Origin of the sequence: Streptomyces sp. NPDC001904 (genome assembly GCF_040297005.1) — a bacterium.
In the GTDB taxonomy this organism is placed as follows: domain Bacteria; phylum Actinomycetota; class Actinomycetes; order Streptomycetales; family Streptomycetaceae; genus Streptomyces.
The window spans coordinates 81,891-103,450 of the sequence record NZ_JBEOYI010000010.1; the positions used below are offsets into that span (position 1 = coordinate 81,891).

Here is a 21,560-nt window from a genome sequence, read left to right on the forward strand (position 1 = left end):
CCGCGGGGCGCCGGGTCTCCCGTGCTCTGGGCCCGTGAGGGAGGAAGCGACCGTGATGTTCTGGAACGAGCACGACGCAGGAGGGTGGGTCTGGTTCGCCATGTCGGCGGGGATGCTGCTGTTCTGGCTGCTCGTGGGCGTGATCGCCGTACTCTCCTTCCGGGCGATGTCCCGCCCGGAGCGGACCGCCCCGCCACGGGCGGCCGCACCGGAGACGATCCTCGACGAACGGTTCGCCCGCGGCGACATCGACGAGGACGAGTACGGGCGCCGGCGCGCCGTGCTGGCCGCCCGGCACGCCGGGTCCGTCACCGATGCCGCAGGCGAGGGCGACCGGCTGCGGAAGCGATGACGCGGGAGTACAGGGCCTCCTCAGTCGTGCGGCACCAGCAGCACCGGGCACGCCGTGCGGTGGATCAGGGTGTGCGCGACGTGGCCCAGGCGGGCGCCGGCCGTCGTCCGGCGCCCGACGAGCACGAGCCCCGCGGTCTCCGCCGCCATGAGCAGATGGTGGGCCGGGTGGCCGTACTCCAGCCGCTCCGTGACCTGAATCTCGGGGAACTTGTGCCGCCACGGCCGCAACGTCGCGTGCAGCTTCTTGACCCGTTCGGTCTCGGCCCCCGCGGCGTCACCGGGCGGTGTGGTCCCGGGCGCGTAGCCGTGCAGCGCCGGGAGGGTCCAGGCGTGCAGCACCTGGAGATCCAGGCCGCGCACCGTCGCGGCTTCGAAGGCATGGGTGAGCAACTCGTCGCCCGGGTGCGCGAGGTCGAGGCCGGCCAGCACGGGACGGTAGGGCGCCGGGACCGGCCCCGTGCGTTCGTCCTCGGGGCGTTGTCCGGCCCTGACCAGGGCGACCGGGCCGGTGGCACGGGCACAGACGGCGGCGGCCACCGAGCCGACCAGGAAACCGGTGAATCCGGACAGGCCGCGGGAGCCGAGCACCAGCATCGTCGATGTGGTGGCCGCGTCGAGCAGTACGGGCACCGCCGCCCCTTCGGTGTGCCCGAACCGGATCTCCAGCGCCGGATGCGCGTAGGAGAGCTGGCGGGGCAGATCGTGCAGGGCCGCGGCCGCCCGCTCGGCCGGGGCGTCCAGTTCCGGCAGCCCGGACGGACCGGCCGCGCCGGGACCCGCGTGCAGCAGGCACAGCGGCAGACCGTGCCGTACGGCTTCGCGGGCGGCCCAGTCGGCGGCGTCCCGGCTCTCGGGGGAGCCGTCGATGCCGGCGGTGATCGGGCGGGCGGACAGGGATGACATGGGGCGGACCTCCTCGGGATACGGGTCAGCCGGTCCAGGACCAGGCCGCCACGTCGGGCAGATCGGTGCCGTGCTCGCGGATCCAGGTGTGATGCCGGGTCCGCGCGTCGGCCATCTCCTGGCGGACCCCCGCCGCGCGGACGGCGAGGCCGGGCACCCGGTCGATGACGTCCATGACGAGGCGGAACCGGTCGAGATCGTTGCGCACGACCATGTCGAACGGCGTGGTCGTCGTGCCCGACTCCTTGTATCCGCGCACGTGGAGCCGCGCGTGGCCCGCGCGACGGTAGGAGAGCCGGTGGATCAGCCAGGGATAACCGTGATACGCGAAGATGACGGGCTTGTCGGGGGTGAACAGGGCGTCGTACTCGAAGTCGGCCATGCCGTGCGGGTGTGCGTCGTGCGGCATCAGCCGGGTCATGTCGACGACGTTGACCACACGGACCGTCAGCTCCGGCAGGTACCGGCGCAGCAGGGAGGCCGCGGCGAGGACCTCCTGGGCGGGGACGTCCCCCGCACAGGCGAGGACGACATCCGGCTCCCCGGAACCGTTCTCCGTGCCCGCCCATTCCCAGATCCCGGCTCCGCGCGCGCAGTGGGCGCGGGCCTCGTCCAGGGAGAGCCAGTCGAAGCACGGCTGCTTCCCGGCGACGATCACATTGACGTAGTCACGGCTGTGCAGGACGTGCTCGGCGACGGACAGCAGGGTGTTGGCGTCCGGCGGCAGATACACCCGGACGACATCGGGACTCTTGTTGAGGATGTGGTCGACGAAACCGGGGTCCTGGTGCGAGAAGCCGTTGTGATCCTGCCGCCACACGTGTGAGGTGAGCAGATAGTTCAGCGAGGGCACGGGGTGCCGCCAGGCGAGCCGACGTGCTGTCGTGAGCCACTTGATGTGCTGGTTCACCATCGAGTCGACGATGTGCACGAACGCCTCGTAGCAGGAGAACAGGCCGTGCCGTCCGGTGAGGAGATACCCCTCCAGCCAGCCCTGGCACAGGTGTTCCGACAGCACCTCCATGACACGGCCGTCCCTCGCCAGGTGCTCGTCGGTCGGCCTGGTCCCGGCCTGCCACGCCTTCCCCGTCGCGTCGAACAGGGCCTGGAGCCGGTTGGAGGCGGTCTCGTCCGGGCCGACCACCCGGAAGTCACGGCGCTGGGCGGTGTCCCGCAGGACCTGGGCGAGGAGATCACCGAGGACGCGGGTCGGCTCGTGGAGCGTGGCGCCCGGCTTGTCGACGGGGACGGCGAAGCGTTCGAGCGGGGCGACCGGTAACCGCCTGGTCAGCAGGCCGCCGTTGGCCCGCGGGTTCGCGCCCATGCGGCGGGTGCCCGCGGGCACGTGTTCCAGGACCGGGGGAGTGGGCCGGCCCTGCGTGTCGAAGAGTTCCTCGGGCCGGTACGAGCGCAGCCACTTCTCCAACTGAGCCAGGTGCTCGGGGTTCTCGCGCACGTTCGCGAGCGGCACCTGGTGCGAGCGCCAGGTGTCCTCCACGGGTTCGCCGTCCACCGTCCGCGGGCCCGTCCAGCCCTTCGGGGTGCGCAGCACGATCACCGGCCAGCGCGGGCGCGCGGTGCTCCCCGCCGTGCGGGCCTCGTGCTGGATCTGTGCGATCCGGTCCAGACAGCGGTCGAGGGCCTGCGCCAACTCCCGGTGCACACGCATGGGTTCGCGTCCCGTGACATGGACGGGCTCATGGCCGTATCCGCGCAGCAGGTCGTCGAGTTCGGACTCGGGCAGCCGGGCCAGCACGGTCGGATTGCCGATCTTGTATCCGTTGAGATGGAGGATCGGCAGGACCGCGCCGTCGTGCACCGGGTCGATGAACTTGGTGGAGTGCCAGGACGCGGCGAGCGGACCCGTCTCGGCCTCGCCGTCGCCGACCACGCACGGCACCAGCAGCTCCGGATGGTCGAAGGCCGCGCCGTAGGCATGGGCCAGGGAGTAGCCCAGTTCGCCGCCCTCGTGGATCGAGCCGGGGGTCTCGGGCGCGACATGACTCGGTACGCCGCCGGGGAAGGAGAACTGCCGGAACAGCCGCCTCATTCCGGAGGCGTCCCGCGTGACGTCCGGGTACACCTCGGTGTAACTGCCGTCCAGCCACGAGTTGGCGAGCACCGCGGGGCCGCCGTGGCCCGGGCCCCACACGCACAGGGCGTCCAGGTCACGTGCCTTGACGGCACGGTTCACGTGGGTGTGCACGAGGTTGAGGCCGGGCGAGGTGCCCCAATGGCCGAGGAGGCGCGGCTTGATGTGTTCGGGCGCCAGCGGCCGGGTGAGCAGGGGATTGTCGAGCAGGTAGATCTGTCCCACCGCCAGGTAGTTGGCGGCGCGCCAGTGCGCGTCGAGCGCGGCCAGCTGATGCTTCGTCGGGTCCTTCGCCATCGGGATCCTCCGGAAAGGGTCTCGGGGACAGGGTCGTGAGGGCTGCGGTGCCGGGTGTCCCGGACCGGGCCGGTCAGTCGTGCGGGACGACTGCGACCGGGCACGCGGAGTGGTGCAGCACGGCATGGCCGACCGGGCCGAGCTGCAGCCCGAATCCGCTCCTGCGCCGCCGGGCGCCGACCACCAGCAGGTCGGACGCGTCCGACGCCGACACCAGGACGTCGCGGGCGAGCCCCTCCTGCTGCACGGCGTGCACCGGCACCGAGGTGTACCGCTCGGCGGGGTCGTGCAGTGCGGCCGCCAGCTCGTTCTCCGCGTGCACCACGTGGGCCTCGCGGTCGTCCGTCGGGACGTCGGGCAGCTCATGCGCGGGACAGCGCCAGGCGCGCAGCGCGACGAGTCGCGCCCTGCGCAGCTCGGCGGCCCGGAACGCGAACTCCGTTGCCGTGGAAGCCCGTTCGGGGTCGCCGATGCCGAGGGCGACCTGGCCGCAATCGCCCCGCACGGTCCTGTCGTGGCCCCGGACTACGACGGCCGGGCACTGGGCGTGCGCGGCCACGGTCAGGCCGACCCCGCCCAGCAGCAGCCCGCCGAACGTGCCGTGCCCCCGGCTGCCGACCACCAGCACACTCGCGTCGTGCGACGCCTCGATCAGTGCGGTGGCCGGATCGTGCGGCACCACCTCCGCGGTGACGTCGAGCTCGGGGGCGCGCTTGCCGGCCCGTTCGACGGCCTGCGCGGCGATGCGCTCCGCGTTCCGCTGTGCGGCGCCGCGATCCGTGTCGGACGACGACCGGCGGCCCTCGTAGTACCCCCACCGGGAGGCGTGCAGCACCCGCAGTGCAGCGGAGCGGCGAACGGCCTCGTCGACCGCCCAGTCCAGCGCCCGAAGGCTCGGTTCCGAGCCGTCGACCCCGATGATCAGCGGACCTTCCACGGTTCTCGCCTCCTCGCCGGCGGGCCCCGACGGGGGCCGTCGTGCACACGCTGGCACCGGGCGCGCGCCGGGTGGAGGGGCGAACCGGTCCCGCTGCGCGGGTCGTTCGGCCCATGGGCCGGAGCCGGGGCGCGCACGACAGTGGGCAGGGAGCGAAGGAGCCCGCTCACGGCAGCCCGGGCAGCACATGCACGTATCGCCGTGACCGGTGCGTACGTCCGCCCCGGCCCTGCGGAGTGGTGCGTACCGCATCGCGTCCGGCTCCGCAGGCCTGAACCGACCGGGCGAGGCAGCCGAACTCGCCTGACATATACGGCGGTTGCCAGGTGTCACGTGCTCGCAAAGGAGGCAGGACGATGATGACGAAGACCACCCCGCGGATGGGGCAGGCGCTGCCCGCCGCACACCGGGGGCGCCTGATGGGCGTGGCGCGCCAGGTCAACTTCCCCGAGGGTGCCCGCCTGTTCGAAGAGGGCGGCCGGGCCGACCGGTTCTGGATCATCCGCTCCGGCACGGTCGCCCTCGACATGCACGTCCCGGGCCGCCGCCCCGCCGTGATCGAGATGCTCGGATTCGGCGAACTCGTCGGCTGGTCCTGGCTGTTCGAGCCGTACCGGTGGCAGCTCGGCGCGGAGACGATGAGCCCGGTGCGCGCCCACGAGTTCGACGCGGAGCTGGTGCGGGACATGTGTGACGCCGACGCGGATCTGGGCCGCCGGGTCGGCCACTGGGTCGGCGAGGTGCTCAGCCACCGGCTTCAGGCGGCCCGCATCCGCCTCCTGGACCTGTACGCGCCGCACGGCAGCGGGTTCCCGCGATGACGATGTGCCCGGTACCGGGTGACCGGCCGCTGGGCGGGCACGCGCGACACCGTCACTCCGCGCCGAGGACCGGCCGGCGGTCCCGGTCCCGCTTACATCGTGCGTGAGGCCGGCGCGGCGGCAGGTGCGGCACCGTTGCCCGGAGCCGGTCACCCCCCCCACGGGACGTGGGGTGACGGGCTCGCCCCGCACGCTGGTCGGCGCGGGCCGCCGCGTCGGCATGGCGTCGGACCAGCAGCTGCCTGGGCCGCCGTCCCGGGGGCAGCCGAAGCCCGGCCGGACTGTGGGACAGGTGTGCGCCGTACACTCCCCGGGTGACCGCCACCGCACCTCCCGTCGCCCCGTCCGACGAGCCCGACGCACAGTCCACGCGCCGCTCCGGCCTGCGACGGTTCGTTCCGGTCGTCCTCGCGGCGATCGCCGGACTTGTCCTGTACATCACCTTCCCGCCCCGCGAACTGCCGTGGCTCGCGCCCCTCGCGTTCGCTCTGTTCGGCATCGCCGTGCACGGGCGGCGGCTGCGGGCCGGATTCGGTCTCGGGCTCGTCTTCGGGCTCGCCTATCTGGTGCCGCTGCTGTCCTGGACGGGTGTGGACGTCGGCCCGCTGCCGTGGCTGGCGCTCGCCGCCGCCGAGGCACTGATCCTCGCGCTGGCCGGCCTGGGCATCGCCTATGTGTCGCGGCTGCCGTGGTGGCCGCTGTGGGCGAGCGGTGTGTGGATCGCGGACGAGGCGCTGCGCGCCCGGTTCCCGTTCGGCGGGTTCCCCTGGGGCAAGGTCGCCTTCGGGCAGCCCAGCGGCGTGTTCCTGCCGCTCGCCTCGCTCGGCGGCACCCCACTCCTCGGCTTCGGCGTGGTGCTCTGCGGCTTCGGTCTGGGCGGGCTCGTCCTGCGCACACTCCGCGTCAGGCGCGGCGGGAGCGGCGCCCGCCTGCTGCGCGACCGCGGGCTCGTCGCCGCGGCCGTCTGCACCGTCGCACCGGTGATCGCCGGAGCGGCCGCCATGCCGCTCGTGTCGAACGACGCCGAGGCCGGAAGCGCGCGCGTGGCGCTCATCCAGGGCAACGTGCCGCGCATGGGCCTCGACTTCAACGCCCAGCGGCGGGCCGTGCTCGACTACCACGTGCGCGAGACCATGAAGCTCGCCGCGAAGATCAAGGCGGGCACGGTGAAGAAGCCCGACCTCGTGCTGTGGCCGGAGAACTCCTCCGACATCGACCCGTACGTGAACATGGACGCCTACGAGGAGATCCAGAAGGCCGCCGAGGCGGTCGGCGCCCCGATCTCCGTGGGCGCCGTCGTCACCGACAAGAACGGTGACGCGCGGAACCAGCTGATCCTCTGGGACCCGAAGACCGGTCCGGGAGCGACGTACAACAAGCGGCATCTGCAGCCCTTCGGTGAGTACATGCCGTACCGCGGCTTCTTCAGGATCTTCAGCAAGGACGTCGACCGGGCGGGCAACTTCGTTCCCGGTGACAAGGCCGTCGTCTTCGACATGTCGGGAACCAAGGTCGGCAACGTCACCTGCTACGAGGCGGCGTTCGACGACGTGGTCCGTGACCAGGTCGTCGCGGGCGCCCAGATCCTGTCCGTGCCGAGCAACAACGCCACGTTCGAGCGCAGCCAGATGACCTACCAGCAGCTCGCCATGGACCGGGTCCGCGCGGTGGAGCACGGCCGTGCCGTGATGGTCCCGGTGACGAGCGGCGTCAGCGCCGTCATCCGCCCCGACGGGTCCATCGCCCAGAAGACCGGCATGTTCGAGGCGGACACACTGCTCGCCGAGGTGCCCCGGCGGACCAGCGAGACCCTGGCCACGCGCGCGGGCGTCTGGCCCGAGGCGTTGCTGACGGCTCTCGGCGTCGGCGGGCTGGCCTGGGCGGTCGTCCGCTCCCGCAGGGCACGCGGCGCCGCGGCCCGATCGAAGGGCGAGCCGGCGAACGGTTAGGGTCGCGGACATGGCTACCCCTGAATACATCCGCGCCATCCGCGCCACGGCGGGCCACCAGCTCCTCTACCTGCCCGGCGTCACCGCCGTCGTCTTCGACGACGGGGGGCGGGTGCTGCTCGGGCGCCGCACCGACACCGGCCGGTGGGCCGTGCCGGCCGGCATCGCCGAGCCGGGTGAGCAGCCCGCTGACGTCGCCACGCGCGAGGTGTTCGAGGAGACCGGGATCGCGTGCGTCGCCGAGCGCGTCGTCCTCGTACAGGCCCTGAAGAGCCCGATCACGTACCCCAACGGCGACCAGTGCCAGTTCATGGACATCACCTTCCGCTGCCGGGCCGTCGGTGGCGAGGCCCGGGTCAACGACGACGAGTCGCTGGAGGTCGGCTGGTTCGACCTGGACGCGCTGCCGCCCCTGGACGAGCACGGCACCTTCAGGATCAAGCAGGCCGCACAGGAGGAGCCGACGTGGTTCGAGGGCGGCGCCACGGCTGCCTGACGTGGGCGGAGCCCATGGCCGAGCAGCGAAGTGTGGGTTCGGGCCACATCGGGGCGTGCCGGGTGACTGCCTAGGGTGCGGACCATGACCCCGCTCACGCCTGCCATCGCCCCCTCCGCCGTACCCCTCGACCTCGGCGGACGCATCGCACTCGTCACCGGCGCCGCCGGCGGCATCGGCCGGGCCTGCGCCCTGCGCCTCGCCGCCGCGGGCGCCAAGGTACGGGCGGTGGACCGGGACGCCGCCGGACTCGACGCGCTCGCCGACGAGGCCCCAGGGATCGAACCGTGCGTCCTGGACCTGACCGACCTCGACGCCGCCGAGGCCGCGGCGGCCGGCACCGACGTCCTCGTCAACAACGCGGGCATCCAGCTGGTGCGCCCCGTCGAGGAATTCCCGCCCGACGTCTTCCACACCGTGCTGACCCTCATGGTGGAGGCCCCGTTCCGGCTGATCCGCGGCGCGCTGCCGCACATGTACGGCCAGAACTGGGGCCGCATCGTGAACGTGTCGTCGGTGCACGGGCTGCGCGCCTCTGCCTACAAGTCGGCCTACGTCACCGCCAAGCACGGGCTCGAAGGGCTGTCGAAGACGGTCGCCCTGGAGGGCGCCGCGCACGGTGTCACCTCGAACTGCGTGAACCCGAGCTATGTGCGGACCCCGCTCGTCGAACGGCAGATCGCCGACCAGGCCATCGCACACGACATCCCCGAGGAACAGGTGCTCACCCAGGTGATGCTGCGGGACAGCGCCCTCAAGCGGCTCATCGAACCGGAGGAGGTCGCCGAGGCGGTCGCCCATCTGTGCTCGCCGCAGGCGTCGTTCATGACCGGGACGTCGCTGGTCCTCGACGGCGGCTGGACCGCTCATTAATGCGGTGATTCCGCAATTTTCCCATCATTCACGGCTTCTGCGGTCACTCCGTCGAGTGACCGCAGTTCTGTGATCGTTCGAGTTGTCCACAGGGCTGGCGGGGCCGGCCGTACGACGGGTAATCCTGTTGAGCATGTCGCACCCTCAACCACCATCGGCCGCGGCCGCCGACCCGCTGGACGCGGGGGACCCGCAGGCCCCGTTCCTGGAGCTGCTCGCCCGGGGCGCGTCAGCCGACGCCTACGAGCAGCCCGTGCTGCTCGCACGCGCCGACGGCGCTCCGGCCGCCCGGATCGCGGCCCTGGAGGCAGCCAAGCGGCTCGCGCTCGGGGTGCGCGAGGAGATGGAGGGCAGACGGCGCCGCGAGGCCGAGCTGTCCGCGCTGTTCGAGACCGCGCACGACCTGGCCGGTCTGCGCGACCTCGACGCCGTCCTGCAAGCCATCGTGCAGCGCGCCAGGTCGCTGCTGCGCACGGACGTCGCGTACCTGACGCTGAACGACCCGGTCAGGGGCGACACCTGCATGCGCGTCACCGAGGGCTCGGTCGCCGCCCGCTTCCAGCAGCTGCGGCTCGGCATGGGCGAGGGACTCGGCGGGCTCGTCGCGCAGACCGCCCGCCCGTACGTGACGGACAACTACGCGCAGGACGTCCGGTTCCAGCACACCAGCACCATCGACGCCGGCGTCGGGGACGAAGGGCTCCAGGCCATCCTCGGAGTGCCGCTGATGCTCGGCTCCCAGGTGATCGGCGTGCTGTTCGCGTCCGACCGCAGGACCCGGGTCTTCGCGCGCGAGGAGATCGCGCTGCTCGGCTCCTTCGCGGCGCTCGCCGCCGCGGCCATCGACGCGGCCAACCTGCTCACCGAGACCCGCGAGGCACTGGCCGGCCTCGAGCGGGCCAACGAGATCATCCGCGACCGCAGCGGAGTCATCGAGCGCGCCTCGGACGTGCACGACCGGCTCGCCGAGCTGGTGCTGCGCGGCGGCGGCGTGCACGACGTGGCGGCCGCCGTCTCCCAGGTCCTGGACGGGACCGTGGAGTTCACGGACGCCGAGGCCGCCCCCGCGGAGGCGCTCGAGGCGTCCCGCGCCGAAGGACACGCGGTGCGCCGGGGCCAGGACTGGGTCGCGGCCGTCGCCGCCGGCGGTGAGCTGCTCGGTGCCCTCGTGCTGCGCGGTCATCCTGGACTCGACCCGGTGGACCAGCGCACCCTGGAGCGCGCCGCCATGGTCACCTCGCTGCTGCTGCTCGCCCGGCGCTCCGCGTCCGAGGCCGAACAGCGGGTCCGCGGCGAGCTGTTGGACGACCTGCTCGACGCCCGCGACCGTGACCCGCGCCTGCTGCGCGAGCGGGCGTCCCGGCTCGACGCCGACCTGGACGCCACCCATGTGGTGCTCGTGGCCCGCCTGGAGACCGTCGCGGACGACGCCGAGGAGGAGGCGGCCGCGCGTCGCCGGCTCGGGGCCGCCGCCGGGCATCTCGCGGCGACCCGGCACGGACTGGCCGCCGCGCGGGACGGTGGCACGGTGCTGCTGCTCCCGCTGGCCGCGAACGACACGGCCTCCGCACTCGCCTCCCTGGTCGCCAAGCGGCTCTCCGCGGCGATCCACGAGACGGTCACGGTCGGCGCCTCCTCCCCGGTCGACCGGCTGGCCACCCGCACCGAGACGACCGCCGTCGCCTGCGCGGAGGCGCGACGCTGCCTCGACGCGCTCCGGGTCCTGGGCCGGGCCGGGGACGGCGCGGCGGCCGAGGACTTCGGATTCCTGGGACTGCTGCTCGCCGACAGCCGGGACATCCCCGGCTTCGTGACCCGCACCATCGGCGAGGTCGTCACCTACGACGCACGCAGAGGCACCGATCTGGTCCGCACCCTCGACGCCTACTTCGCGGCCGGATCGAGCCCCGCCCGCACCAAGGACGCCCTGCACGTCCATGTGAACACGGTGGCGCAGCGCCTGGAGCGGATCGGCCATCTGCTCGGCCCCGACTGGCAGGCGCCCGAGCGCGCCCTGGAGATCCAGCTCGCGCTGCGGCTGCACCGGCTGTCGGGCCAGGACATACGCTGACCCCGCACGCCCGACCCGTGGACGGGGAGGGGTGTACGGGGTCAGCGGGCCCGGCACGTCAGACCCGGTGCGAGGCCTCGGCCGGCCGGGGCGCCCCGACCGACTCGGCCTCCTCCGTCCCGTCGACGTCGGCGAGATCGCGGTGGCGGGTCTCCTTCGCGACGGCGACGGCGATCAGGGTGATGACCGCGGCGGCGATCACGTACAGCGAGATCAGCGTGGACCCGCCGGAGCTGTCGAGCAGCGCCGTGGCGATCAGCGGGGCCGGCGCACCGGCCGCGACGGAGGCGAACTGCGCACCGATCGAGGCGCCGGAGTAGCGCATCCGCGTGGCGAACATCTCGGAGAAGAACGCGGCCTGCGGGGCGTACATGGCGCCGTGCAGGACCAGGCCGACCGTGACCGCGAGGATCAGGTTGCCGAAACTGGCGGTGTCGACCAGGGAGAAGAACGGGAACATCCACAGGCCGACCCCGGCGGCCCCCAGCAGGTACACCGGCCGCCGGCCGATCCGGTCCGACAGGGCGCCCCAGGCCGGGATCACCGCGAAGTGGACGGCGGACGCGATGAGGACGGCGTTGAGCGCGGTCTGCTTGGAGACGTCGGCCGCCTGGACCGCGTACACGAGGATGAAGGCGGTGATGACGTAGTAGCTGATGTTCTCGGCCATGCGGGCTCCGATGGCGACGAGGACGTCGCGCCAGTGGTGGCGCAGCACCGCGACGAGCGGCATCTTCTCCACCGTGTCCGCGTCGGCGGCCTTGCGGGCCTCGGCGCGGGCCAGCGCTGCCTTGAACACCGGCGATTCGTCGACGGAGAGACGGACCCACAGCCCGACCATGACGAGCAACCCCGACAGCAGGAACGGGATGCGCCAGCCCCACGAGGTGAACGAGGCGTCGGACATCAGCGCGGTCAGCGCCGACAGCACACCGGTGGCCAGGAGTTGGCCGGCCGGCGCGCCGGTCTGCGGCCAGGACGCCCAGAAGCCGCGGCGCTCGGCGTCCCCGTGCTCGGACACCAGCAGGACCGCGCCGCCCCACTCGCCGCCGAGGGCGAAGCCCTGGACGAGCCGGAGCGCGGTCAGCAGCACCGGCGCGGCCGAGCCGACCGTGGCGTGCGTGGGCAGCAGTCCGATCGCGAAGGTGGCGCCGCCCATCATCAGCAGGCTGATCACCAGCAGCTTCTTGCGGCCGAGCCGGTCGCCGTAGTGCCCGAAGACCAGGGCGCCCAGCGGCCGGGCGGCGAACCCGACGGCGTACGTGAGGAAGGAGAGCAGCGTGCCGACGAGCGGGTCGGAGTCGGGGAAGAAGAGTTTGTTGAACACGAGCGCGGCGGCGGAGCCGTAGAGGAAGAAGTCGTACCACTCGATCGTGGTGCCGATCAGACTCGCCGCGACAATGCGCTTGAGGTGGCTCGGTGTTGTCGGAGTCGGCGGAGCGGTTGCTGCGGAGGCCATGTGCACCACTTCCAGGCGGGGACGGGGACGTCTCTGTGATGGCACAAGGTAGGAAGCCGCAGGTCAGCGGCACATGTGGTGGGGCACCATACTTTTGGCGCTGGGTGTGGTTGTCCTGGGCTCTGCGTCAGGGCGGGGGCGGCGGGCGGGCCTGAGTGTCGCGTGCTTGTCCCCGCCGAGGCGTGTCCCAATTGGGCGGGATTGGGGGAGGGGTGCTGACTCCCGTGCTGGTTTGGTGCTGACCTGAAGGCCCACGTCAGCACCCCTCATCACCTCTCCCGTGCTGACTTGGTGCTGACTACGGAGCGTTGCACCCGACGATTCGGGCGGATCCGCGCATCCGGCATAGGCAGTGTGTTGGTGCAGTCGGACCTTTTCGTTCCGCAGGGAGGGAGTCTACGGATGGGCGTGACTCGTCATGTGCATCCGCGACTTGTCTGTCGAATCATGTTGGGCCCGGAGTAGGGCAGATATCGGGACTCAACTTTCGGCGCAGTTCTCAGAGCCTAATCCGAGGCCGGCTTGGCGATCTGGTTGCCATTGCCGCAGCCCTGCCGGGGCCGACGCTCCGTGCCTGTGGTCAGAAGCGAGCGACCCGCATCGTCTCGGGTGCCCGATAGCCGCGCGTGCCCGGCGAACAGCACAAGCTAGGGCCGCACGGCTGGTGTGGGGGAGCGACGACCATGTCGCCCAGATCGAACCCGCTCGCGTCACCCTGATCCGGCCGCACGGTGAACTGCACAGTGATCACGGTATGTAGACCTTTCCTGCCAGACAAAGATGATGCCGCGGTCTCGTAGCGCTTGTGTGTTCAGCCCCGACGCCCCGGGTTCTGTCCGGGTTGGTACTCGTCGCCGTAGAAATATCGGGCGGCTCCGTCAGAGTGCTGCGCATGGCCCGGGAGCAACGCCGCCATGATCCGCCGGACAGAATTTAGGTGTTGCCGTTCGCCGGGTGCGAGGCGGAGGCGCTGTTCCTTTGGGGGTGCGATACAGGTGTGTGGAGGACGTCTTTCTAGGTGTGAGGCGCGGGGGTGGCGCGGTGTCGTCGAAGACGTGGGTGCGCTCGCCGTAGCGACAGCGAGTGCCGAGGTCCTCGCCGGTGAAGGTGAGCTCTTCGTAATCAGGTTGGTGCGTGTCGTCGGGTACGGCTTCGAGCGGGCCGATGATCTCGCGCCAGCGGGCTCGGTCCTGTTCGGGTACCCACATCCGAGCGGGGAGCCGGATATCGCGCGGGTCTGGATCCGCATCGGCACTCAACTCTCGTACGCGCTCGTCACGACGAGCTTGTCCAGATGAGGTGTCCGCTTCCGGGGGCCCTCTACGCTCTTGGTCAAGGGGGTGGGCAGGGTTGGCACGGGGGTCGATCATCTATGTGGGGCGTGAGACTGTCCGGTCGTGGCAGAGATGATGAGTGGGTTGGAGTCGGCCTTGGCTGAGGCGTCGTCTCCTTCGTGGTCGCAGCGTGCTCTAAACAGCGGTCTGTCAGTCCCTTCGGAGCTGGTGACACGCCCCCCGGTCCATGCACTCGACAAGGGGAGGTGGTCCTGCCAACTCCGAGGGCCGGTCGCCCGTTGCGGGACATGAAGACGATAATGGGGGGGCAGGCGCAGGGCGGGCAAGTCCCAGTGGGTGTGGAACCCGTCGCAGGTCCGCATACCTGCGGAGCCGGGTCAGGGGTGCTGGCTGGTTTCGTCGCAGCGCCACTCCCGCAGGTGGCGGGCGCCTGCCCGGATCAGTATTGATTTCTGGCTGGCGATGGCATGCCAGGGCTGGTCGTCGACCAGCGCCCAGGGTGCCCGGGTCGTCATGTCGGCCTGGGATAGCCGGTGCCCAGGGTGCGGTACTTGCCGTCGCGGGTGATGCGAGTATCGACAACGTCCAGTGCGGTGAGACGGGGGCTTACGGGTGCACCTTGCGAGGGAAGAGGGCGTGGAAGAATTCTGGGAGGAGATTGACGCCGGTCACCGGCTGGTGGGTCCACCGCCTAGTCTTGCTCCGCCGCTGACGGTGACAGCTCCGCTGCTCCTCAATGTTGAGCGGCTCACCTGGGAGAGCGTTGAGCATTTGATTGTGGCGCTGGCCCGCGAAGTTGAGGGGGCGGTCCGGTCTCGGCTGTACGGCCGGAGGGGGCAGAAGCAGCACGGGATCGATGTCGTGGGGTACTTCGACGATGGCAGCCTGACCGTCTATCAGTCCAAGCACTGGAAGAGTTTCGCCGCCGATGACCTCTCCGATGCGGTTCGAGTATATGCCGAAGGCACCCGGCCCTTCGAGGCCACTCGCTTCGTGCTTGTCACCACCGCCTATGTCGGCGACACCGCGGTGGAGGACTGTCTTCATCAACTACGAACGGAATACAAACCACTTGAGATCGAGCTCTGGGGCCTGCAGCAGCTCTCCGACCTTCTCTTTTCGCAACGTAGGTTGGTTGCCCGCTTCTTCGGACCGGCCACGGCTGAGGTGTTCTGCGTAGGCGATCCGGAGCCTGCCCTGCAGCACCCTCCATCGACGGTTGGATCACCGATCCGTGACTTCACGGATCCGTTCGCACTGGAGGTACACCGGGTCATCGAGGCCGACGAAACCGAAGGGGGTGACCGGCCGCTTCCGCTGCCGCCTTACATCCGTCGGAAGCACGACATCTGGCTGGGCGAACTCATCGGTCGGGCCGCCGTCGAGCAGAGCGCGCTCGCTGTGCTCGTGGGGGAGTCCTCCACAGGCAAGACACGTGCCTGCTGGGAAGCCATTCAGGCGCTACCCGATGACTGGCGCCTTTGGTATCCGCTGGCTCCAAGCCCCGCGGAGGCACTGCTCGCAGGCACGCAGTCTGTCGGACCGCGGACCGTGATCTGGCTCGATGAAATTGAGCCCTATCTGACGTCGCCTCAGCTAGGCGAGCAAGCGGCCGCGGCGCTGAGGGCGCTATTGAAGGATCCCACTCGCCGCCCGGTCGTGGTTTTGTCAACCGCCTGGCCGAAGCAGTGGGACCGCCTGACCCTGCCGCCGCCTGCGGGTGCGCCGGATGTGCACCGGAACGCCCGCGCGCTACTTACTGGGCACGGTGTCCTCGTTCCTCGCTCTTTCGATGAACCGGCCCTGCTGGAAACGCGCAGGGCAGCACATGGGGACCGGCGGCTGGCAGAAGCCCTTCACCGGTCCCGCGATGGACGGATCGTGCAGTACCTCTCCGCCGCGTTCGCCCTCATGGAACGCTACGCGACTGCCCCGGCCGCCGGGCAGGCCGTGCTCCACGCAGCCATGGACGCCCGCCGGATCGGATGCAGCGGAGCACTGCCTCGCACGCTGCTGGAAATGGCCGCCGTCGGTTACCTCACCGATGACGAATGGGACGCCCTGGCGGAAGACTGGTTCGACCAGACGCTCTCGGCACTTCAGCAACCCTGCCGCGGTGCGACCAGCCCCCTCACCCCAGTACGACCCCGCCCCGGTCAAACATTTCACGCGGAGCCTCATTTCCGCCTTGCCGATTTTCTCGACCACCACGGACGGTCGAGTCGGACGACCGCGACCGCCCCTGCTTCGCTCTGGAAAGCGCTGCCCGCACACGCACAGAAAGAAGATCTTGCCGGACTCGCCTGGGAAGCCCGAAACCGCGGCCTCTTCCGACACTCCTTCCAACTTCATCTGCGGGCCGACGCTGCGGGCAGCGAAGACACCGCCTGGCTCGCCGGCGACTTGATGGAACGAGCCGAGCAGCCCCAGCAAGCCTTGTGTTGGTATCAACGCGCGGTCGAATCCCGGGACGAGGACGCGTACGCCAACCTCGTTGAGCTGTCGGAGGAACTCGGCCAGAAGGACGAAGTAGTCGACCAGCTGACACGCCAGGCCGAGGCCGGCGACGAATTGGCGCTCTCCTGGATTGTCGAGCTGATGGCCGATGCGCGCGGCACGGATGAGACCCTCGCCTGGCTCCAGGGACTCGCCGACCGCGGTGACGCCGCTGCCGCCCGTGAGGCTGGCGACCTACTTAGGCACAACGAGCGCGCAGCAGAAGCAATCGACCTCTACCGGCGAGCAGCATTCTCCGGGGACGCACCCGCGATCCGTCAGTCCGTCGCCTTGGTGTGGGACACCGATGGCCCTGATACAGCTCTGGGCTGGTTGAACGAGCTGGCTGCAGCGGGCATCGCCGACTTGATGGTGACGGCCAACACCTATGCGCGGGCGGGCCGTTCAGCCGAGGCACTCTTGTACTTCAAGCGAGCAGCGGATGCCGGCCACGATATGGCCTTTAGTCCCGGCGCCGAACTGGCTCGGGAATGCGAGGGACTTGAACAAGCCGCCACATGGGTGGAACCCTTCGCGACGGCCGGCCGCCCATTCGCCTCGGCCGCATATCTCAACCTTCTTATGGAATCGGGGGGCCCTGGCGACGTGCTGCGCTGGTGCCTGGACTCCAAGAGACGTGTGGACATGGCCGTACTCCACACAGCCACCGAGCTACTGGTTACGTCCGGGCGCGAAGATGAAGCGCTGCGTTGGCTGGATTCTTTGGCCGAGCACGGACACTCTTTCGCTCTCTGGCGTATGGCGGGGCTCCTTGAACAACTCGGACGTGCCGGCGAGGCAGCGTCGCGCGCGAAGGAACTCGCCGAAGAAGGCCAGACTTCGGCGCTACACCTCACGGGGTTCCTCAGCGCGCGGCTAAGTAACAACGAGGAAGCAATTTCCTGGTATAGGAGGGCAATCCTGGCAGGAGAAGCGTTTGCTATCGCCGAGATGGCGGATCTGCTGAAGAAGCTGGGGCGTCACGACGAAGGTAATCGCTTGCGTAAGTATGGGTTGGAAGCCGATGGACAGATCGCCAACGATGCGAGGTGACCCAAGCTGGCATTGCTAAGACGTCATTTCAATTGGCGAGTCTGCGGTGGCATATGAGGGTCGCGGCGATGGCTGCGAAGGCGAGGAAGTGTTCGGGCTTGCGCTCGTAGCGGCGGTGGAGGCGTCGGCAGCCGGCCAGCCAGGACATGGTGCGTTCCACGACCCAGCGGTGTCGGCCGAGTCGTTTGGATGACTCAATGCCCCTTCGGGCAAGGCGATGGCGGATCCCGCGGGAGGCCAGCCAGCGCCGTAGGTGGCGGTAGTCGTAGCCCTTGTCTCCGTGCAGTTTTCCGGGCCGCCGGTGTCGGGGGCCACGGCGTGAACGGATGGGTGGGATGCCGCGGACCAGCGGGATCAGGGCCTGGCTGTCGGGGAGGTTCGCGGCGGAGATGCCGATGGATAGGGGCAGGCCGCTGCGGTCAACGAGGAGGTGGATTTTCGATCCGCTCTTGCCGTGGTCGGTCGGATTCGGTCCTGTCAGCTGCCCCTTTTGAGGGCCCGGACGCTGACGGAGTCGATCGCGCATCGCGACCAGTCCAGCCCGCCTTGGGCTCCGAGTTCGTCCAGGACCAGGCGGTGGAGCTTGGCCCACACCCGGGCCTCAGTCCACACGGTGAACCGGCGAAAGGCCGTCACCCCCGACAGACCGAAGCCCGGCGGCAACTGATTCCAGGTGCACCCCGAGGTGGCCACGAAGATGATCGCGGCCAGCACCTCGCGGTCCGCTCGGCGACGATGCCCTCCGCCCTGAGGCCGTTCCGGGGCCGGCGGAACCACCCGCTGAAACAACTCCCACAGATCGTTCGACGCCAACCGTTCGACAAGCGCAGCAGTCATCACCTCAGACTGCCGCAAGATCACGCCAACTGAAATGGCGTCTAATCCGAGGCCGCCTCTGCGATGCGGTTGTCGTTGCCACACTCCTGCTGGGGCCAACGCTCCGTGCCGATGGTCAGAAGCGAGCGACGCACCTCGTCCCGGGTGCCCGCTAGCCGTACGTGCCGGCGCACGGGACAAGCTAGGTCCGCACGGCTGGCGTTGGGGCGCGTGTGTGGTGACGAGCAGGTTCTTCGTCTGCTAGTCGGACGTGCCCCGAACGGCTTCCGACCTGCAGCCAAGAGTGACATCGCATCGTGTGCCGTCGAGTTGGCCCGTGTCCGGTCCGGATCTGGCCCGTGTGGGGGGGCGTCAGTGCCTCGACCAGCTCCTCCCTCGCGATCACACCTCGGTCCAGGTCGATCTCCACAGCCTCCAACACCCCGGCCGGCCGGGCGACTTCCATCCGCAGCACTTCTATCCGCACCCGAGCCACCGTCTCCAGGTCCTCCAGCATTCCCAGCACCGACACCACCAGGCACCCCTCGATCACGGAGCCGAAGCAAGACGCCGCATGCCTCCCGCACCCCGAACCGGACCACGCCTGAACAGCGGAAATCGAGCGATCACGCTCGGTTGAGATACGGCTTCTCGGACGACCATGTCGTTGAGATCAATCGTCCTAATCGAATCCATTAGAGGTCGAGCGGCGCTCGACCTCCGCCGTCTGGCACCGCGCTGACAGGCTCTTGGAGCGGTCGGAAGACAACGACGGATAGACGATGGGTAGGTGAGACGTGTTCCTGCAGCGCGTCGCCAACAAAGGGCTCAACCCCGGGACGATCTTCGAGCAGGCGGCAGCACGCCACCCTGGGAACCTCCTGATCCTCGACCACGACCTCGACATCGCGCCTGGGCTCGGACGGCGCCTGCTGGTCTCCGAGGTCGCCGACCTCGTCGATGATCTCGCAGCGCGGTTGTACGCCCGCGGTGTGCGGGCAGGACTGCGGGTCGCGGTCCACAAGTCCGACAACTTCGACATCACCCTCCTGGCCTGCGCGGTCGCGAGGCTGGGAGCGGTGCCGGTACTGATGTCGCCGGCACTCGACGCCGAGACCGTCGGCAAACTGCTGGCGCGTCTCGAGGAGCCTCATCTCCTCACCGACCAGGCAAAGTTGGCGTCTGGACTCGCCGAACTCGACCTCGCTCGACGCACCCGGAGTGTCATCCTCGCCACCGGGGAGCACGACGCCGGCGAACCACTCGGCGCGCGGGGTGACGCCCCACGCGCCCCGTGTCCCGTCGCCCCCCTGGACCAGCCGGCCCTCATCACCCATACCTCGGGCACGACCGGCACGCCCAAGCTCGTGGTGCACACCGCGCGCACCCTCGGCGCCCGCTACCGCCCGCAGGCCGCCTTCGCCCGTGGCATCAAAGGACGCGAGACGGTGGCCGTCCACGTCTCCTTCGTCCATTCCCGGCTGTTCACGGCCCTGGCGATCTCCCTGTGGCGGGGCTTTCCCGTCGTCATGCTCTCCGACGGCTCGGCCGACCACGTCGCCGACCTGTTCGCCCGTGTACGGCCCGGACTTTTGGAGACCCATCCGAACAGCTTCATGGAGTGGGAGTCACTGGCCGACGACCCCAGGGCACCGCTGTCCGACGTCCGCTACTTCAGCAGCACCTTCGACGCGATACATCCCAGGACCATGGACCGCCTGCTGAGCGCCACCAGGCGCCGCTCACCGGTGTTCGTACAGCTCTACGGGCAGAGCGAGGTCGGCCCCGTCGCGGGACGCACCTACACACGGCGCCGCTCCGCGCAGGCCGACGGCCGCTGCCTGGGCATCCCCTTCCCCGGCATGACCGGCATCCGTGTCGTCAGCCGCGACGGCCGACCGCCGGGCCCCGAAAACCCGGGATACATCGAGGTACGCACCGACGGCAGGGCCGTCACGTACCTCGGCGAGCACGAGCGGTACACCGCCCAGGAGAACGACGGGTGGTGGCGCATGGGCGACGTCGGCTACCGCACCCGCTGGGGCTGCCTGCACCTCCTGGACCGGGAGGTCGACTACATCGCGTCCGTCGGCAGCACCCTCGCCATCGAGGACCGGCTACTGGTCAGGCTGGACCAGCTCACCGAACTCGTCATCGTCGACCGGGGCGACGGCGTCGCGGTCCCCGTGGTGTGCACCCGCGATGACGAACCCATCGACGAGCGGACCTGGGAACGCGCGGTGAGCGACCTGCCCGCCATGTGCCGGCCGGTACACCGTCGGCTGGCGGATCTCCCGCGCACCGCCACCTCGAAGATCAAGCGGCTGCAACTCGCCGCGGAGATCGCTGCGGAGGAGGCCGCATGAGGGACGGAAGCAGCGGCTCGACCGTGAGGACCACCCCCGGCGGCGGTCGGTCCGCCGAAGCGGCGACGGAAGCACGGGGAAAACAGACGCCGCGCGTCGTCGTCGGCTGGCTGACCCAGTTCGCCGTCGGCACGGACCTGTTCGTCCTCTCTCCGCTGCTGCCCGACATGGCACGTGGCCTGGGGGTCTCGGTGGGAGCCATGGGCGCGGCCCTCACCTGTTTCTCCGTCGCCTACATCGTCTGCGCCCCGCTGCTGGGCCGCGCCGGCGACAGGTTCGGCCGGCGGACGGTCCTGGCCTGGTCCCTTGTGGTGTTCACGCTCGCCAACCTGGCCACAGCACTCGCCCCCAACTACCCGGTCCTCATCGCGGTGCGCGTGCTCGCCGGGGTGGCCGCCGCGGGCACCGGGCCCACCGTCTACGCGCTCACGGGTGCTGCCGCGCCGGCCGAACGACGTGGTACCCACCTTGCCGTCGTCGGTTCCGGGCTGCTGTCCGCGCTCTGGGCGGGCGCGCCGCTCGGCTCCCTGGTGGGCCACAGCTGGGGCTGGCGGGTGGTGTTCCACGCGTTGGCGGTCGGCACGGTCTTTCTGGCCGTCGCGAATGTCCGCCTGTGGCGCGGTGCGCCGGGCTCGGCCCCCGGGCTCGGGGCTGCCGCCGAGCGCCGGTCCCAGGCGAACGGTTTGTCCCCCGGGCTGCTCGTCGTCGGCGTCACCGCGCTGTGGGCCCTCGGGGTCTACCTCCTCTACACCTTCCTCGGCACCGCGATGCAGCAGAGCGGACGGTCCGACTGGACCGTGTGGAGCCTGGTGGCGTACGGCGTCGGCGCGGTGCCCGGGAGCCTGCTCGGCGGCCGGCTGGCCGACCGGGTCGGCGCGGTGCGTGTCGCCACCGTCGCGCTGGTGGCCGCCGCCATGTTCGAGGCGGCCTTCGCGGCGGTGTTCGATGCCCACGCCACCGGGCTGCTCCTCCCGGTTCTGCTTCTCTTCGCGGTGTGCGCCTACGCAGCCTTCCCGGCTCAACAGCGCAGGCTCCTGGACCGCTTCCCCGACAGCGCCGCCGCCCTCATGGGCTGGAACAACAGTGCCCTGTTCCTGGGCATCTCGGTGGCGGGTGTACTCGGGCCGCTCTTGATCGACGCCTGGTCCTATCGCGGCAACGTCCTCGTGGGCGCCTCGGTCGCCCTTGTCGCCGCCCTCGCCAGCGTCGCCGTGCAGCGCCTCCTCGGAGCCCGCCCACAGAGCGGCATCTGACCCGTACCCCGGACCCACCGGTCCGACGT

At 70.3% G+C, this 21,560-nt stretch carries 14 protein-coding genes; 9 read left to right on the forward strand and 5 right to left on the reverse strand.

From position 1 onward, the window contains the following. Positions 1 to 34 precede the first annotated feature (34 nt). Positions 35 to 352: an SHOCT domain-containing protein gene (locus ABT127_RS18475; RefSeq protein WP_351450773.1), complete on the forward strand. Its 318-nt coding sequence runs from the start codon at positions 35 to 37 to the stop codon at positions 350 to 352. Between the two features lie 20 nt (positions 353 to 372). Here ABT127_RS18475 and ABT127_RS18480 read toward each other — a convergent pair whose 3' ends face one another. The 3 genes from ABT127_RS18480 to ABT127_RS18490 form a co-directional block, all read right to left on the reverse strand. Then, positions 373 to 1,257, reverse strand: coding sequence for a universal stress protein (locus ABT127_RS18480; RefSeq protein WP_351450776.1), 885 nt, complete (start codon positions 1,255 to 1,257; stop codon positions 373 to 375). A gap of 25 nt (positions 1,258 to 1,282) precedes the next feature. Continuing rightward, positions 1,283 to 3,646, reverse strand: a complete 2,364-nt coding sequence (locus tag ABT127_RS18485) for a phosphoketolase family protein (protein WP_351450778.1) — start codon at positions 3,644 to 3,646, stop codon at positions 1,283 to 1,285. A gap of 73 nt (positions 3,647 to 3,719) precedes the next feature. Continuing rightward, positions 3,720 to 4,583, reverse strand: a complete 864-nt coding sequence (locus tag ABT127_RS18490) for a universal stress protein (protein WP_351450781.1) — start codon at positions 4,581 to 4,583, stop codon at positions 3,720 to 3,722. Between the two features lie 356 nt (positions 4,584 to 4,939). Here ABT127_RS18490 and ABT127_RS18495 point away from each other — a divergent pair, with 356 nt between their 5' ends. The 5 genes from ABT127_RS18495 to ABT127_RS18515 all read left to right on the forward strand — a co-directional run bounded on the left by ABT127_RS18495 (position 4,940) and on the right by ABT127_RS18515 (position 10,793). After that, the gene (locus ABT127_RS18495) at positions 4,940 to 5,404 is read left to right on the forward strand and encodes a Crp/Fnr family transcriptional regulator (RefSeq protein WP_351450783.1); all 465 of its coding nucleotides are present in this window, start codon (positions 4,940 to 4,942) and stop codon (positions 5,402 to 5,404) included. Between the two features lie 314 nt (positions 5,405 to 5,718). Continuing rightward, positions 5,719 to 7,353 (forward strand): apolipoprotein N-acyltransferase, encoded by a 1,635-nt coding sequence (gene lnt, locus ABT127_RS18500; protein WP_351450786.1) that lies wholly within the window; start codon positions 5,719 to 5,721, stop codon positions 7,351 to 7,353. A gap of 10 nt (positions 7,354 to 7,363) precedes the next feature. Further along, positions 7,364 to 7,849: an NUDIX hydrolase gene (locus tag ABT127_RS18505; protein WP_351450788.1), complete on the forward strand. Its 486-nt coding sequence runs from the start codon at positions 7,364 to 7,366 to the stop codon at positions 7,847 to 7,849. Positions 7,850 to 7,933: 84 nt separating this feature from the next. Continuing rightward, positions 7,934 to 8,722, forward strand: a complete 789-nt coding sequence (locus ABT127_RS18510) for a 3-hydroxybutyrate dehydrogenase (RefSeq protein WP_351450791.1) — start codon at positions 7,934 to 7,936, stop codon at positions 8,720 to 8,722. A gap of 133 nt (positions 8,723 to 8,855) precedes the next feature. After that, complete coding sequence (locus ABT127_RS18515; protein WP_351450794.1) at positions 8,856 to 10,793, forward strand: helix-turn-helix domain-containing protein; 1,938 nt, start codon at positions 8,856 to 8,858, stop codon at positions 10,791 to 10,793. A 58-nt stretch (positions 10,794 to 10,851) separates the two neighbouring features. Here the strand turns inward: ABT127_RS18515 and ABT127_RS18520 are convergent, their stop codons facing one another. Beyond that, on the reverse strand, positions 10,852 to 12,252 hold the full coding sequence (locus ABT127_RS18520; RefSeq protein WP_351450797.1) for an MFS transporter: 1,401 nt from the start codon (positions 12,250 to 12,252) through the stop codon (positions 10,852 to 10,854). A 1,931-nt stretch (positions 12,253 to 14,183) separates the two neighbouring features. On the opposite strand from ABT127_RS18520, the gene ABT127_RS18525 reads away from it, so the two are divergent. Further along, complete coding sequence (locus ABT127_RS18525) at positions 14,184 to 17,096, forward strand: hypothetical protein (protein WP_351450800.1); 2,913 nt, start codon at positions 14,184 to 14,186, stop codon at positions 17,094 to 17,096. A gap of 28 nt (positions 17,097 to 17,124) precedes the next feature. Here the strand turns inward: ABT127_RS18525 and ABT127_RS18530 are convergent. Further along, positions 17,125 to 17,933, reverse strand: a protein-coding gene (locus ABT127_RS18530; protein ID WP_351450803.1) for an IS5 family transposase whose coding sequence is annotated in 2 segments (ribosomal slippage) — positions 17,125 to 17,586 and positions 17,589 to 17,933 — 807 coding nt in all. Because the reading frame shifts where the segments join, the coding sequence is not laid out codon by codon here. Positions 17,934 to 18,709: 776 nt separating this feature from the next. On the opposite strand from ABT127_RS18530, the gene ABT127_RS18535 reads away from it, so the two are divergent. Then, positions 18,710 to 20,278, forward strand: a complete 1,569-nt coding sequence (locus ABT127_RS18535; protein WP_351450806.1) for a class I adenylate-forming enzyme family protein — start codon at positions 18,710 to 18,712, stop codon at positions 20,276 to 20,278. Next, positions 20,275 to 21,531: an MFS transporter gene (locus tag ABT127_RS18540; RefSeq protein WP_351450809.1), complete on the forward strand. Its 1,257-nt coding sequence runs from the start codon at positions 20,275 to 20,277 to the stop codon at positions 21,529 to 21,531. The genes ABT127_RS18535 and ABT127_RS18540 overlap by 4 nt, the downstream gene beginning before the upstream one ends. Positions 21,532 to 21,560 lie beyond the last annotated feature (29 nt).

Bases quoted from the DNA above. Each gene is read 5' to 3' on its own strand.
- ABT127_RS18540 (WP_351450809.1), top strand. From the start codon at position 20,275: ATGAGGGACGGAAGCAGCGGCTCGACCGTGAGGACCACCCCCGGCGGC.
- ABT127_RS18510 (WP_351450791.1), top strand. From the start codon at position 7,934: ATGACCCCGCTCACGCCTGCCATCGCCCCCTCCGCCGTACCCCTCGAC.
- ABT127_RS18480 (WP_351450776.1), bottom strand. From the start codon at position 1,257: ATGTCATCCCTGTCCGCCCGCCCGATCACCGCCGGCATCGACGGCTCC.
- ABT127_RS18495 (WP_351450783.1), top strand. From the start codon at position 4,940: ATGATGACGAAGACCACCCCGCGGATGGGGCAGGCGCTGCCCGCCGCA.
- ABT127_RS18485 (WP_351450778.1), bottom strand. From the start codon at position 3,646: ATGGCGAAGGACCCGACGAAGCATCAGCTGGCCGCGCTCGACGCGCAC.
- ABT127_RS18505 (WP_351450788.1), top strand. From the start codon at position 7,364: ATGGCTACCCCTGAATACATCCGCGCCATCCGCGCCACGGCGGGCCAC.
- ABT127_RS18515 (WP_351450794.1), top strand. From the start codon at position 8,856: ATGTCGCACCCTCAACCACCATCGGCCGCGGCCGCCGACCCGCTGGAC.
- ABT127_RS18520 (WP_351450797.1), bottom strand. From the start codon at position 12,252: ATGGCCTCCGCAGCAACCGCTCCGCCGACTCCGACAACACCGAGCCAC.